Below are 13,654 nucleotides of genomic sequence, written 5' to 3' on the forward strand. Positions count from 1 at the left end.
ATACTGATGCAACAAACCAAAGAAGTATTTTTAATAGTTTTTTAATAGTTTTGTAGCTTAATTATAATCATTGTGCCAGTAATACTCGCTATTGAATCTTCTTGTGATGAAACTTCGGTTGCTATCTGTAACAACGGCAAAATTACTGCCAATGTTATTGCAAACCAAACAATTCATGAAAATTATGGTGGTGTAATTCCTGAATTAGCTTCAAGAGTACATCAACAAAATATCGTGCCTGTGATACAACAGGCCTTAATTGATGCTAATGTAGACAAAAAGGAGCTAAATGCGGTTGCTTTTACTCGGGGACCGGGTTTATTAGGTTCTTTATTGGTTGGGGTTTCATTCGCTAAATCTTTTGCATTGGCACTAGATTTACCATTGGTGTCCGTTAATCATATGCATGCGCATATTCTCGCCCATTTTATCGATGAGCCAAAACCTGCTTTCCCTTTTCTTTGTCTGACGGTTTCTGGGGGTCATACACAAATTGTTCTTGTAAAGGATTATTTCGATATGGAAATTGTTGGAGAGACCTTGGATGACGCGGCAGGAGAAGCTTTTGACAAAACGGCTAAAATTCTGAATCTTCCTTATCCTGGTGGTCCGTTGATCGATAAATACGCAAAGCTTGGAAATCCATTGGTATTTAAGTTTCCAGAGCCACAAATTAAAGATTTGAATTATAGTTTTAGTGGATTAAAAACTGCGATACTCTATTTTATAAGAAAGCAGGAAGTGGAAAATCCTGACTTTATACCAGAACATTTAAATGATATTTGTGCTTCTGTTCAATATAGCATTGTGCATATCTTGCTCAATAAACTAAAGAAGGCGGCAAAACAGTATGGGATTAAGGAAATTGCTATTGCAGGGGGAGTGTCAGCAAATACCGGATTAAGGGAAGCGTTGCAAAAAACAGCTGTAGAATCTGCTTGGAATGTTTATATCCCTGCTTTTGAATATTGTACAGATAATGCTGCCATGATAGCTATTGCCGGATATCAGAAATATTTAAAGGGAGATTTTGTTGAACAGGATGTTGCCCCAATGTCCAGGATGAATTTTTAATATAATAGAAGTGAATTATGAATGCAACGAGTTTTATTTTTTTCGGGTTAATGCTAATTCCCTTTATCGTGTTTATCGTTTGGTTGATTAAACAAGATAAAAAGCGAAATTACCTTGGGTTAGCTGTGTTGCTTGCTGCGATTATAGTAGCAGTTATAGTGGCTATTTATGTGGATGCAAAATATATGAAGATGCACTAAATGAAATTCAGCAATAAAAAAACGCCTGTTTTGTAATTTACAAAACAGGCGTTTTTTTATGTTGGGATAGGAATTAAACCCTTTCTTCCAGTTTTTCACCTGTTACCTCTGCTCTGATCTTAGCTTCAATTTCTTCAGACAGTTCAGGGTTATCCAGTAACAACTGTTTAACGGCATCTCTACCTTGACCAAGTTTTGTCTCTCCATAAGAGAACCATGAACCTGCTTTTTTAATGATGTTAAAGTCTACACCTAAATCTATAATTTCTCCGGTTTTAGAAATACCTTCACCGAACATGATGTCAAATTCTGCAATGCGGAATGGAGGGGCAACCTTATTTTTTACAATTTTTACTTTTACTCTGTTTCCTGAAACTTCATCAGAATCTTTAATCTGAGAAGTTCTACGGATATCTAAACGTACAGAGGCATAGAATTTTAAAGCATTACCACCTGTAGTGGTTTCCGGATTTCCAAACATCACCCCAATTTTTTCACGTAACTGGTTGATGAAAATACAGCAACATCCTGTTTTTGCAATTGTTCCTGTTAGTTTACGAAGGGCCTGTGACATTAGACGTGCTTGTAATCCCATTTTAGAATCACCCATCTCGCCTTCAATCTCTGCTTTAGGTACAAGTGCAGCAACAGAGTCAATTACGATCACGTCTATTGCTCCTGATCTGATTAGATTATCTGCAATTTCAAGCGCCTGCTCTCCGTTGTCTGGTTGAGATATCAACAGATTGTCCACGTCTACACCCAGTTTTTTTGCATAGCTTTTATCAAAAGCATGTTCCGCATCTACAATAGCTGCAATTCCGCCTTTTTTCTGCGCTTCTGCAATAATATGAGTAGCAAGAGTAGTTTTACCTGATGACTCAGGACCATATATTTCTATCACCCTTCCTTTTGGAACACCGCCGATGCCTAAGGCAATATCTAAACTAATTGATCCTGTTGAAATAGATTCAATTGCCTCTACTGCATTATCGCCTAATTTCATTACGGTACCTTTACCATACGATTTCTCTAACTTATCTAAAGTTAGTTGTAGTGCTTTTAATTTGTCTGCGTTTACGCTCATATTATTAAATTCTGGAAGTAAGATAAAATATTACCGTTGGAAGAATAAATAACTTTTACTTACATGCTAATTATATTAGCAAATATAGCTAATCTTTAATCTAATGCAAGAAATAAAAATATTTTTTTTGATTAGTCCGTTTTTTCGCTAATTATTTTAGTTATTTTATTATTTTGTTGGAAATATTTACAAATATTAGTTATCTCACAAATGTTGCATTTAGGAGATCTTGCAAGGCAGACATACCTTCCATGTAGAATCAACCAATGATGTGCAATATGAATGGTATGTTCCGGAAGGTTCTTTACCAGTTCTTTCTCTACTGCCAATGGAGTTTTTCCGGAAGATAAGCCAATCCTTTTGGAGACCCTGAATACATGGGTATCTACAGCCATTGCCGGAGCGTTGTAAATTACTGAAGCAATTACATTTGCGGTTTTCCGGCCAACACCAGGCATCTTCTGCAATTGGTCAATATCTGAAGGAACTTCATTGTTAAAATCATTTAATAACATCTTGGCCATTCCAACCAGATGTTTTGCTTTATTATTGGGATAACTGACACTCCTGATATAATCGAAGACGATGTCCGGAGTTACATCGGCTAATGCTTTTGCATTGGGAAAACGTTGAAATAATGCAGGAGTCACCTGGTTGATCCGCTTGTCAGTACATTGTGCAGACAGGATAACTGCAACTAATAACTGATAGGGATTATTGTAATGTAGTTCTGTTTCAGCATCGGGCTGTTTTGCAGAAAAATGGGCAACAAAAAGTTTGTATCTGTCTTTTTTGAGCATAGGCAAATATATACAGAAGAACTAAGAGAAGGTTAAAAAAATCGGAAGGAAAATAGAAAGTGCAGATTAAATCAGGGATTATCGAAAGCTGGCCGAAAAATAAGTGCATAAAAAAGCTGCCCTTTTGAGGCAGCTTCAGTTTTTTTTTGAATTACTTTGCTCTGGAATAGGCTAAAATTTTCTCGATGGTTTCATCGGAAGGATTTTTTGTTAAGCGGTCCAGTTGTGGCCTGATGTGGTCATAGAACATCATGTCGAGTTCTATAACTGCATCAACTGCAGGTTTTTCCTGCTTCGGTTGTGTGCAATTCAATCGGTTAAGTGAAGTAAAGGTTTCCATCATAAGCAATAAAAAAATATTTGTTTACTAATGTAAACGTTATTGTTATAAATTTATTTTAACCTAAACTACAATTTTTTGTGGACATTTTATCCAGATAAAAATCATGAAATTTCTTTCACCTTCATCATCTTACGAAGATTGCTTAAAGCGTAGCGCATTCTTCCCAATGCGGTATTTATACTCACATCGGTCAGGTCCGCAATCTCTTTAAAACTTAGATCAGCATAATGACGCATAATTAAAACTTCCTTCTGGTCATCGGGTAATAAATGAATCATTGCCCGAAGGTCATAATGAGTTTGTTCTCTCAGCATCTTTTCTTCTGCACTTTCTTCGTGAATCTGAAGCAGATTAAAGATATCCGTTCCGTCAGCGCTGGTGATCACAGGAGCCCGTTTCTCGCGTCTGAAATAATCGATCACGAGGTTATGTGCAATACGCATTACCCAGGGTAAAAATTTACCCTCTTCATTGTAACGCCCCGACCTGAGTGTATTGATGACTTTTATAAATGCATCCTGGAAAATATCCTCCGCGAGATATTGATCCTTAACTAATAAATAGATAGATGTGTATATTTTTGACTTGTGTCTTCTCAGAAGTTCTTCCAAAACCGATTCATCACCGGTAAGATATAACTTCACCAAGTCCTGATCACTATATAATTCTAATTTCATAGGAGTATCCGTACTAAAAAGTTCCCTGCTAATTGCTATAAAATACTTAGTAGATGTTTTTTTCGATATTTTTCTCCTGTTAGTTAGTGGTTTAGTTTGTCAGTTGATTTTTCAAAAGAAGCATTTTTTTATTACAATACAATATAAAAAGTGTTAAAAAAAATTAAAACTGCACTGAGACCCTTATTTTTGCATCCTCTCAAAAAAGGTAATATTGCTTTTTTTGGGTTATATTAGCACTATTCTATCCAGAAGTCAATGAATAACGAAATCAATAAAGATCCACATAAACATATAATCATAAAAGGTGCCAGAGTCCATAATCTGAAGAATATAGATGTCGCAATCCCGAAAAATAAGCTGGTAGTCATTACCGGAATGTCAGGATCCGGGAAATCTTCTTTAGCTTTTGATACTTTATATGCCGAAGGTCAGCGGCGCTATGTAGAAAGTTTGTCTTCTTATGCACGACAGTTTATGGGAAGAATGAATAAGCCGGATGTGGACTATATCAAAGGAATTGCACCAGCGATTGCCATTGAACAAAAGGTAATTACTTCCAACCCAAGATCTACGGTTGGTACCTCTACCGAAATTTACGATTACCTTAAACTTTTGTTCTCCAGAATCGGAAAAACCTACTCCCCGGTATCAGGTGAGATCGTTAAGAAGGATACTGTCAGTACAGTGGTTGATTTCATTTCCGGTCTTGAACCAGAAAGCGTAGTCACCATTTTCTGTCCTTTATTTCCTCATAACAACAGGTCTATAAAAGAAGAGCTGGCCGTATTACTGCAAAAAGGATTTCTCCGGATTTTTTATCAGGAGCAGATTTTAAAAATCGAAAGTATTCTAGAGGATGAGTCTTTTGCCGATTTTGAGCTGGCCGATGCAGATACCGTAAGAATCCTGATCGACAGGATTGTCCTGAATAATGATGAGGAAACATTGAGCCGGATTGCAGATTCTGTACAAACTGGTTTTTTTGAGGGCAAAGGCGACCTATATGTAGAGCAGGAAGGTAAATCAACACATTTTTGCGATCGTTTTGAGCTTGATGGGATTCGCTTTGACGAGCCTACTCCAAATTTCTTCAGTTTTAACAATCCGTATGGAGCATGTAAAAGGTGTGAAGGTTATGGAAATGTAATTGGCATAGACGAAGATCTGGTTGTTCCGGATAAAAGCAAGAGTTTATATGACAATGCAGTCGCTCCCTGGCGTGGGGAAAAAATGAGGGAATGGTTAAATAAACTAATCAAAAATGCAGATAAGTTTGATTTCCCTATTCACCGCCCTTATAATGAATTAACAGAGAAGGAGCAAAGGCTGATCTGGACCGGAAATAAATATTTTGAAGGTTTAGATGCCTTTTTCAGGGAATTGGAAGAACAGACTTTCAAGATTCAGTACCGGGTGATGTTGTCCAGGTACCGTGGAAAAACTGTTTGTCCGGACTGTAAAGGATCCAGATTGCGTAAAGATGCTTCCTATGTGAAGATTAATGATAAATCTATCATTGACGTCGTATTGATGCCGCTGGCGACGATTCTTGACTTTTTTAATCAATTAGAACTTACGCCGAATGATGAGAAAATCGCAAAAAGATTGCTGGCTGAAATTGTCAACCGTGTGCTGTATCTTAACAATGTCGGATTGGGGTATCTGACTTTAAATCGTCTTTCAAATACTTTATCAGGGGGAGAATCACAAAGGATTAATCTTGCCACCTCATTGGGAAGTAGTCTGGTTGGCTCTGTATATGTTCTGGATGAGCCAAGTATAGGTTTGCATCCCAGAGACACCAATAAGTTGATAGAAGTATTAATTTCGCTTCGTAATGTAGGAAATACAGTGCTGGTAGTGGAGCATGAAGAAGAGATGATGAAAGCAGCCGATCATATTATTGACATTGGTCCGGAGGCTGGAACACATGGTGGTAATCTTGTTTTTAGCGGCACTTATAGCCAGATCATAAAAGATAAAGAAAGCCTTACCGGCCGTTATCTTTCCGGAGAAGAGAAAATTGCTATACCTGCTAAAAGAAGAGGTTGGAAGGACCATGTTCTGATAAAAGGGGCGAGGGAAAATAACCTTAAAAATATTGATGTGAAATTCCCTTTGGGCGTATTCACTGTGGTAAGTGGAGTTTCCGGAAGTGGAAAAACCAGCTTAATTAAAAAAATACTTTATCCTGCCTTACAAAAAGCAATAGGAAACTATGCCGGAGAGCAAACTGGTGCCTATGATGGGATATATGGGAACTACGATTTGGTAAGCCAGGTGGAGATGGTGGATCAGAATCCGATCGGAAGATCTTCAAGGTCCAATCCTGTGACCTATGTAAAGGCCTGGGATGATGTGAGAGCGTTGTTCTCTGCCTTACCCGCTGCAAAGGCTGCCGGACTAAAACCTGCAGCATTCTCGTTCAACGTAGAGGGCGGACGATGTGATGTTTGTCAGGGAGAAGGAGAGGTGAAAATTGAAATGCAGTTTATGGCCGATATTTATCTGCCTTGTGAAGCATGTGGAGGAAGAAGGTTTAAGCAACAGGTACTGGATATCACCTATAACGATAAAAACGTTGCAGATATTCTGGATTTAACGATTGATGAAGCGGTCGACTTCTTTAAAGGAGAGCCCAAAATCATGACGAAGCTTCAGCCGCTGGTAGATGTTGGTTTGGGATATGTACATCTTGGTCAGTCATCCAATACCCTGTCTGGTGGAGAAGCGCAACGGATAAAACTGGCCTCTTTTCTGATTAAAGGAAATAATGCGAACAAAACCTTATTTATTTTTGATGAACCAACTACAGGATTGCATTTCCATGATATTAAAAAGCTATTGATTGCACTGAACACGTTAATTGAACAGGGAAATACAATTTTAGTAATTGAACATAATATGGACATGATCAAATCTGCTGACTGGATTATCGATATAGGCCCTGAAGGAGGGGATAAAGGCGGTAACGTTGTTTTTGAAGGAACTCCTGAAGAATTGGTTTCCTCAAACTCTTCTTATACTGCGAAGTATTTAACTGCACACATGAAATAATTGTATCTTCGCGCATGCTTTTTTTAACACTCTTTTTAGGGGTAATACTGAATATGGTGGGATATATTCCACCTGGAAATATTAACCTTACTGTAGTTCAGATTACAATAACCAGGGGAATCCGACAGGCACTATACTTTATTGGGGCTTTCTCTGCGATTGAAATACTTTTCACCTTTGGGGTGATGCGTTTTGTGCAGTGGCTTTCCAGTGAAATCAAGTTAGGGGACATTATTGATGTAATTATGGTCCTGATGTTTGGCATTTTAGGTTTCATCACCTGGAGATCAAGAAAAGAGATGCCTAAGGCAGATTATTCTAAAAAGGACAGCATTAGATATGGGATGCTTTTAGGGGTGATTAACCCCATGCAGATTCCCTATTGGTTATTTGTGGGTACCTATCTGATCTCTCACGAATGGATTGATATCGGTTATCTCTCATTGACAATATTCAGTATTGGCTCAGGAATAGGAGCGGCTTTAGCTTTATACGGATTTGCCCGTTTCGCCCAATATATACAAGAAAAGTTTGCGTTAAGTAGTTATCTGGTAAATAAGGGGATTGCATTGTTGTTCTTTGCTTTGTCGGGATACCACATTTGCAAAATAGTATACATTCATTGTATTAAATAGGTCTTTATTTTTTCAGAAACTCTACATTCCAGATTTTTTCAGCTCTTCGTCCGATAATCCAGAAAGATGCTGCAAGGACACAGAAAAATAGCGCTTTATGCCAGTTATCCCAAAAGTATTCGAAATACCGGGTGTAAAGGTTAATAAATAGAAAAGTAATCCCGAATTCCCGGGCAATATCGTCCCTGTATTTTAGACCTGCAAAAATACTGATGATGCAGGCTGCTGCAGAAATGATAGCCCAATAGAACAAACTGATTTGCTTTACTCCATACCAGGCTTCTAAAGTCTCGTAGTTGCCAAATACAGAAAGGAACCATAGGGATACAAATAAATAAACCATTCCACTGATGTACGTCGCCGGGAAAAAATGACCGGTCTTTTTACGACCTTTCATTAAAAAAGATAATCCGGTAAGTGCAGCTCCAAAGCAGACAAAACGAAGTGGATAATTCATTCCTGCGAAGTACCAGTTCCATCTGGAAAGGTACCCTGTTTCTGTTCCGAACCAGGCACCTAGGGAAATCAGTGCAAAAACCCATATCAGTCTTGATTTGAAAAAATAAGCAAGAACGGCATAGATCAATACTGCAAAAAGCAATAACAAAGAAAAATGAGCACTGCCAGTACCTATTGCTTTGCCTAAATAGGCGATAGCATTAGCCGTAAGCATAACTGCGGTAAATATTAATGCTTCATTACTGAATACCTGATGTGATTTGGTTTTCTTTCTTTTGAAGCTCAGATAGAAGAGGTAGGATGCACCAGCTATAGAGAGAAAGCTGATGATGCCATCGGAGGTGTCATAAAGACGCTCCAGATACTGCAGAATCGTATTGTCTATGAGCAAGGCTCCCAACGAAATTACCCCGCATGCCATTGCGATCCAGAAAGAATATTGAGCTAACCGCCTCCAATCAAAGGATTTTGTTTCGTAGCTGGCCCGCAAACGTTGAACATCCGCTTCAGTAAGCAATTGTTCTTCCTGCCAATGCTCCAGCATCTCATCTAGAAACTCACTCTTTTCCGAATCTATCTTCATTTTTTTACTGACTGTGGTGATGTTTTTTTCTGTTTCCGGATAAAACCCTGCCGGCATTTTGTCGGCAGGGTAGCATTGCTATGGTAAGAATAAATATTTTTCCCGGGATTATTTCAATAAATCGGGTACTTTTTTACTATTTCCTACAATCCATACAATATCTTCATTTTCGAAGATAAGATTGGAATCCGGATTAAGAATGCGCTCTCCTTTTCGTTCAATTCCGACAACCAGTCCCTGTGTTTTTTCCCGTATTCCGGAACTGCGTATGCTTTGCAAATAAACAGGAGAACTGCTATTGATCACGATTTTCTGAAGTGTCATGTCCTTTTTAGGAAAACTGGATTCTTCCGCTATTTCCTCTTTAGCACCCTCAAACAACTCTTTGATTGCTGCCAGCTGATTATCTGTACCAATCACCAATACCTTATCATTCGGATAAAGCCTTTCATCCCGGCCGGGTGTAGGAATCATTATTTTTCCACGTTCTATCAATGCGATATTTACACCGTATTTTTCTCTGATCGAGAGTTCAATAAGTGTTTTTCCTACAAGTGCTGACTCAGGTGCAACAATCAGTTCGGCAAGGTGAGTGTCCCATGGCAATATTTCCGGCTGAGCATTTTGTGCTTCACGTGCGTTGAGGTTAAGCAGGAAGCGACTTTCCATTTTATTGTAGAAACCCTGCAACTTTCTGGAAAAAATAAACATCCCGACAATCATCAGAACAATGGCAATGACCACCGCAATCCAGGTACTATAGAATTGATAAATGAGAAACCCAACAAAGAAGAGTGCCAGGGAAATTCTTAAAACTTCCAACGCTACCAAAGGGCCTCTGGTATATTTCTTGTTTAACCACAAATGAGAATAAGCTTTCTTTTCAATTTTTCTGATGGCCAATGCCCATAAAAAAGGAGTCATGAAAAACAGCGTAAGTATTAAGCTGATAATGATCCCGTTGTTTCCGTTGATAATGTTTTTGGTGATGAAAGGTTGCAGGTATCTGGATCCCAGAAACACAATCGCAATGATGATCACCGAATGGATAATTGTGTTAAAAGTATAAGATTTCAATAAAACCTTCCAATCACTCAAGGTGGTAATCCCGGCTGTGCTGGAACTATATCTGTTGATGGCTTCTACCCATCGTTTAGGTAGCGTACGTTCCAGAAACAGGTAAAAAGGTTCTGAGGCCTTGATCAGATAGGGAGTGGTAAAGGTGGTAATTGCAGATACAGCTACTGCAATAGGGTAGAGGAAGTCGCTGGTTACCTTTAAAGTCAGGCCAAGAGTTGCGATGATAAAAGAAAACTCCCCGATTTGTGCCAGACTTAAACCTGTCTGAACAGAAGTCTTGAGGGGTTGTCCCGATAATAAAGCACCCATTCCGGAGCTTAGAAATTTGCCCAGTACCGTAGCCACTGTAATGACCAGGATCGGAACTGCATAATCAATTAAAATTCCCGGATCAATCATCATCCCCACGGAGACAAAAAAGATAGCTGCAAATAAGTCTTTCACAGACTTTGTCAGATGTTCTATGCGCTCAGCCTGAGTCGTTTCAGCCAATATGGAACCCATGATAAAAGCGCCTAATGCTGGTGAGAAGCCAACTTTTACAGCCAGTAATACCATCAACAGACATAAAGCAATAGACACAATTAACATAGTCTCATCATTCATGAGCTTTTTTGTCGCCTTTAAAAAGGTCGGAACAAGAAATATTCCTCCGATAAACCATAGGACAAGAAAGAAACAAAGCTTCAGAATGGAAACCAACATATCTGCGCCTGCAAATTGCTGACTTACCGCAAGTGTGGAAAGCAATACCAATAATAAAATGGCGACCAGATCTTCGACAATCAGCACCCCAAAAACCAGGCCCGCAAACTTTTTATGTTTTACTCCAAGTTCTTCAAAAGCCCTAATGATAATGGTGGTAGAAGAAACAGAAAGTATTCCTCCCAAAAAGATACTGTCCATCGTAGACCAACCCATAGCCAGCCCAGCCATAAAACCAATAAGCAGCATAAAGACAACTTCAACGATGGCGGTAATAGAGGCAGAACCACCCACTTTAACCAGCTTTTTGAAACTGAATTCCAGACCTAAACTGAAAAGTAAAAAGATAACCCCAATTTCAGCCCAGATATGAATGCTGGCATTATCTGTTACTGTCGGGATAAATTTAATATGGGGGCCAACCATTAAGCCGGCCAGAATATAGCCTAAAACTAAAGGTTGTTTTATTCTTTTAAATAATAACGTGGTAATCCCGGCCGCGGCAAGTATCAGGCCTAAGTCGGTGATTAATACGGGTAAATGTATCATAGAAAATGTGTTTTTTTAAAGTTATAAAATTGTGTCGATCAGATTTCGATTATCTATAACTACCAGAAAACATGTTTAGGATACAAGAAGCTAAATATATAAGCATATCCGAAATTTTGGAATAAATGATAATATCGGATGAGTATAAGCGGAACGTATGGTTCTTTTTCTTGTCCACGCAGGAAAAACCAGGGATTACTTACCTGCTTATTTGTCCCATGACTGATGAAGGTAAGGTCTTCCAGAAATGCTTTTTTTAAAGAGGTTCTGGCTTTTGAAGGGGGATTGAAATAAAGTTTCTTAGTATTGAAATTTGATTTACTGACATAAGGGCTGACCGTGCCTAATCCCTTTCCCTGTACATTTTGCAAAGAAATTACCTGACTGAAAAAGAAAAGAATAGCAGATAATAAAAACCTCATTGAGGTAAATATAATAAAAAAATGCCTTTTTTTACAGTAAAAAGGCATTTAATTGTGGTTTAACCTATTTTTTTGAAATAGGAGAGGGTATCTTCTTTGTCTTTTTGAAGCTGCATTTTCAAGGCTTCTAATCCTGTGAATTTAACATCATGCCGTAAAAATTCAAGAAAGGTCATGGTGATGTACTGGCCATAAATTTCTTTATTGAAATCAAAAATGTTAACCTCAATATTTCTGGTCATGCCATTGATGGTTGGTCGCTGGCCGATATAAGCCATCCCCTTATAGGATTCAGTACCCATATCCACAGTAACGGCATAAATACCATCTGATGGAATGAGTTTGTAGGTCTCCTCCAGAAAAATATTGGCAGTGGGAAAGCCGATGGTTCTCCCTATTTTATCTCCTTTGATTACCCTTCCATGTATAGAAAAATTATAACCCAGATAACTGGCAGCCAGAGCAACTTCTCCATTGAGCAGGGCTTTTCGGATTTTTGTAGAGCTGACAGCAACATCATCCACGTCCTGTTTGGCAATCTCCTCAATTTTGTAATCAAACTGTTTGGAAAACATCTCCAGTTCCTGCATCCCTCCTTTACGGTCTTTTGCAAACCGATGATCATAGCCTACAATCAGTTGTTTGATCCCAATGGTGTCAACCAGAATATTTTTAATATACTCAGCAGGACTAAGATTTGAGAAATCCCTGGTAAATGGGGTGATGATCAAATGATCTACACCGAGTTCTGAAAGGATCTTTATTTTTTCTTCAATCGTGTTGATCAATTTAAGATCCTGATTTTCCGGATCAATAATCATCCTTGGATGAGGGAAAAAAGTAAGAATTACACTTTCTCCGCCAGTTGATTTTGCTAATTCACAAAGCCTTTTGATGATCTTCTGATGTCCGAAATGAACCCCGTCAAAAGTCCCTATCGTTGCAACGGCATTATCTAGCTTCTTAAACTCAGAAAAATGGTGGTATGTTTTCATTAGAAAATCAATATTATCGTAAATAAGCTCAAACCATTCCCTCTCATTTTAAGAGAAAATAGCAGGAGCTGTTAATTTCTTAGTGTTTAACCCTAGCGGTTCTTCAATTTTATTAATGCAGAGACTGGCGTTTTAGGACCACTCCTCCCTTTATATCTGCAATTTGTTGTTGGACTACAAAAGCATCCGGATCGATATTTCGAATTTCAGTTTGCAGCTTCCCCATCTCCAGCTTAGTTAATACCGTATATAAAATGTCAATGTCTTTTTTGATTCCATAACCACCTTCACCCTTGTAAATAGTTACTCCGCGTTTCATCTTTTCGATGATAAATTCTTTAATTTCCGCACTCTTATCGGATATGATCGTTACACCTGTATACTGCTCCAGACCATTCACCACAAAGTCTATAGTGTTGGAAGCCGAAAGATAGGTAAGAATGGCATACATAGCTGTTTCTACACCAAGAAATATGGCGGCGAAAGAAAAAATAATGATATTCAGGATCAATATAATATTGCCCACAGTAAGCATACTTTTTCTACTGATGTAAAGGGCTAGAACTTCTGTTCCGTCAATGACACAACCACCACGCATGGCCAGACCTATCCCTCCTCCAAGAAAAAAACCACCAAAGAAAGCGATCAATAAGGGTACATCAGTAACTGGCTTAAATGGCAATACAATCAAAAATACCGCGAGTGCTGAAATAGCAATAGCGGTTTTAATAGCAAAGCCTTTACCAATCTGCTTAAATCCAAGAATAATAAATGGAATATTAATCAGCATAATCAGATAGGATAGTTTTAATCCGGTCAGACTACTGATCAATAGCGAAATACCAGTAACACCCCCATCAATAAAATGATTGGGAATTAAAAAGCTTTTTAAGCCAAAACAGGCCGAGACAATACCACATGTAATCAAAAGGAAGTCTTTTACAGACCTTGCATTTTTACTTTTGAAGTGGCTTTGCATAATTGA

13 protein-coding genes are annotated in these 13,654 nt (G+C 38.4%); 4 read left to right on the plus strand and 9 right to left on the minus strand.

Features of this window, described 5'->3' with window-relative positions; genetic code table 11:
* Positions 1 to 72 precede the first annotated feature (72 nt).
* Both tsaD and BFS30_RS08420 read left to right on the plus strand, forming a co-directional pair.
* The gene (gene tsaD / locus BFS30_RS08415) at positions 73 to 1,074 is read left to right on the plus strand and encodes a tRNA (adenosine(37)-N6)-threonylcarbamoyltransferase complex transferase subunit TsaD (protein ID WP_069378871.1); all 1,002 of its coding nucleotides are present in this window, start codon (positions 73 to 75) and stop codon (positions 1,072 to 1,074) included.
* Positions 1,075 to 1,091: 17 nt separating this feature from the next.
* The gene (locus BFS30_RS08420; RefSeq protein WP_069378872.1) at positions 1,092 to 1,274 is read left to right on the plus strand and encodes a hypothetical protein; all 183 of its coding nucleotides are present in this window, start codon (positions 1,092 to 1,094) and stop codon (positions 1,272 to 1,274) included.
* A 73-nt stretch (positions 1,275 to 1,347) separates the two neighbouring features.
* Here BFS30_RS08420 and recA read toward each other — a convergent pair whose 3' ends face one another.
* From recA to BFS30_RS08440, 4 genes are all read right to left on the minus strand, one after another.
* Positions 1,348 to 2,361, minus strand: a complete 1,014-nt coding sequence (gene recA / locus BFS30_RS08425) for a recombinase RecA (protein WP_069378873.1) — start codon at positions 2,359 to 2,361, stop codon at positions 1,348 to 1,350.
* Between the two features lie 131 nt (positions 2,362 to 2,492).
* Positions 2,493 to 3,161, minus strand: a complete 669-nt coding sequence (gene nth, locus BFS30_RS08430; protein ID WP_069378874.1) for an endonuclease III — start codon at positions 3,159 to 3,161, stop codon at positions 2,493 to 2,495.
* Positions 3,162 to 3,312: 151 nt separating this feature from the next.
* A complete protein-coding gene (locus tag BFS30_RS08435) occupies positions 3,313 to 3,504 on the minus strand; it encodes a hypothetical protein (RefSeq protein ID WP_069378875.1) in 192 nt (63 codons plus the stop codon).
* A gap of 101 nt (positions 3,505 to 3,605) precedes the next feature.
* Positions 3,606 to 4,181, minus strand: coding sequence for an RNA polymerase sigma factor (locus tag BFS30_RS08440; RefSeq protein WP_069378876.1), 576 nt, complete (start codon positions 4,179 to 4,181; stop codon positions 3,606 to 3,608).
* A gap of 258 nt (positions 4,182 to 4,439) precedes the next feature.
* Between BFS30_RS08440 and uvrA the strand changes: the two genes are divergently transcribed.
* Both uvrA and BFS30_RS08450 read left to right on the plus strand, forming a co-directional pair.
* A complete protein-coding gene (gene uvrA, locus BFS30_RS08445) occupies positions 4,440 to 7,241 on the plus strand; it encodes an excinuclease ABC subunit UvrA (RefSeq protein ID WP_069378877.1) in 2,802 nt (933 codons plus the stop codon).
* 14 nt (positions 7,242 to 7,255) lie between these two features.
* Entirely contained in the window at positions 7,256 to 7,876 is a 621-nt protein-coding gene (locus BFS30_RS08450; protein WP_069378878.1) for a lysine transporter LysE, read from the plus strand.
* 4 nt (positions 7,877 to 7,880) lie between these two features.
* Here BFS30_RS08450 and BFS30_RS08455 read toward each other — a convergent pair whose 3' ends face one another.
* From BFS30_RS08455 to BFS30_RS08475, 5 genes are all read right to left on the minus strand, one after another.
* Positions 7,881 to 8,918, minus strand: coding sequence for a DUF2157 domain-containing protein (locus tag BFS30_RS08455; RefSeq protein WP_069382353.1), 1,038 nt, complete (start codon positions 8,916 to 8,918; stop codon positions 7,881 to 7,883).
* Positions 8,919 to 9,026: 108 nt separating this feature from the next.
* Positions 9,027 to 11,252: a cation:proton antiporter gene (locus BFS30_RS08460; RefSeq protein WP_069378879.1), complete on the minus strand. Its 2,226-nt coding sequence runs from the start codon at positions 11,250 to 11,252 to the stop codon at positions 9,027 to 9,029.
* A 59-nt stretch (positions 11,253 to 11,311) separates the two neighbouring features.
* Positions 11,312 to 11,674 carry a hypothetical protein gene (locus BFS30_RS08465; protein WP_069378880.1) on the minus strand — a complete coding sequence of 121 codons (363 nt, stop codon included), beginning with the start codon at positions 11,672 to 11,674 and terminating at the stop codon, positions 11,312 to 11,314.
* 59 nt (positions 11,675 to 11,733) lie between these two features.
* Complete coding sequence (locus BFS30_RS08470; RefSeq protein ID WP_069378881.1) at positions 11,734 to 12,669, minus strand: bifunctional riboflavin kinase/FAD synthetase; 936 nt, start codon at positions 12,667 to 12,669, stop codon at positions 11,734 to 11,736.
* 112 nt (positions 12,670 to 12,781) lie between these two features.
* Positions 12,782 to 13,648 carry a YitT family protein gene (locus tag BFS30_RS08475; protein ID WP_069378882.1) on the minus strand — a complete coding sequence of 289 codons (867 nt, stop codon included), beginning with the start codon at positions 13,646 to 13,648 and terminating at the stop codon, positions 12,782 to 12,784.
* Between the last annotated feature and the right edge of the window lie 6 nt (positions 13,649 to 13,654).

Origin of the sequence: Pedobacter steynii, assembly GCF_001721645.1 — a bacterium.
Classification (GTDB): domain Bacteria; phylum Bacteroidota; class Bacteroidia; order Sphingobacteriales; family Sphingobacteriaceae; genus Pedobacter; species Pedobacter steynii_A.

Coding starts and splice junctions, on each gene's coding strand:
- BFS30_RS08420 (WP_069378872.1), top strand. CDS start 1,092: ATGAATGCAACGAGTTTTATTTTTTTCGGGTTAATGCTAATTCCCTTT.
- recA (WP_069378873.1), bottom strand. CDS start 2,361: ATGAGCGTAAACGCAGACAAATTAAAAGCACTACAACTAACTTTAGAT.
- nth (WP_069378874.1), bottom strand. CDS start 3,161: ATGCTCAAAAAAGACAGATACAAACTTTTTGTTGCCCATTTTTCTGCA.
- BFS30_RS08435 (WP_069378875.1), bottom strand. CDS start 3,504: ATGATGGAAACCTTTACTTCACTTAACCGATTGAATTGCACACAACCG.
- BFS30_RS08440 (WP_069378876.1), bottom strand. CDS start 4,181: ATGAAATTAGAATTATATAGTGATCAGGACTTGGTGAAGTTATATCTT.
- uvrA (WP_069378877.1), top strand. CDS start 4,440: ATGAATAACGAAATCAATAAAGATCCACATAAACATATAATCATAAAA.
- BFS30_RS08450 (WP_069378878.1), top strand. CDS start 7,256: ATGCTTTTTTTAACACTCTTTTTAGGGGTAATACTGAATATGGTGGGA.
- BFS30_RS08455 (WP_069382353.1), bottom strand. CDS start 8,918: ATGAAGATAGATTCGGAAAAGAGTGAGTTTCTAGATGAGATGCTGGAG.
- BFS30_RS08460 (WP_069378879.1), bottom strand. CDS start 11,252: ATGATACATTTACCCGTATTAATCACCGACTTAGGCCTGATACTTGCC.
- BFS30_RS08465 (WP_069378880.1), bottom strand. CDS start 11,674: ATGAGGTTTTTATTATCTGCTATTCTTTTCTTTTTCAGTCAGGTAATT.
- BFS30_RS08470 (WP_069378881.1), bottom strand. CDS start 12,669: ATGAAAACATACCACCATTTTTCTGAGTTTAAGAAGCTAGATAATGCC.
- BFS30_RS08475 (WP_069378882.1), bottom strand. CDS start 13,648: ATGCAAAGCCACTTCAAAAGTAAAAATGCAAGGTCTGTAAAAGACTTC.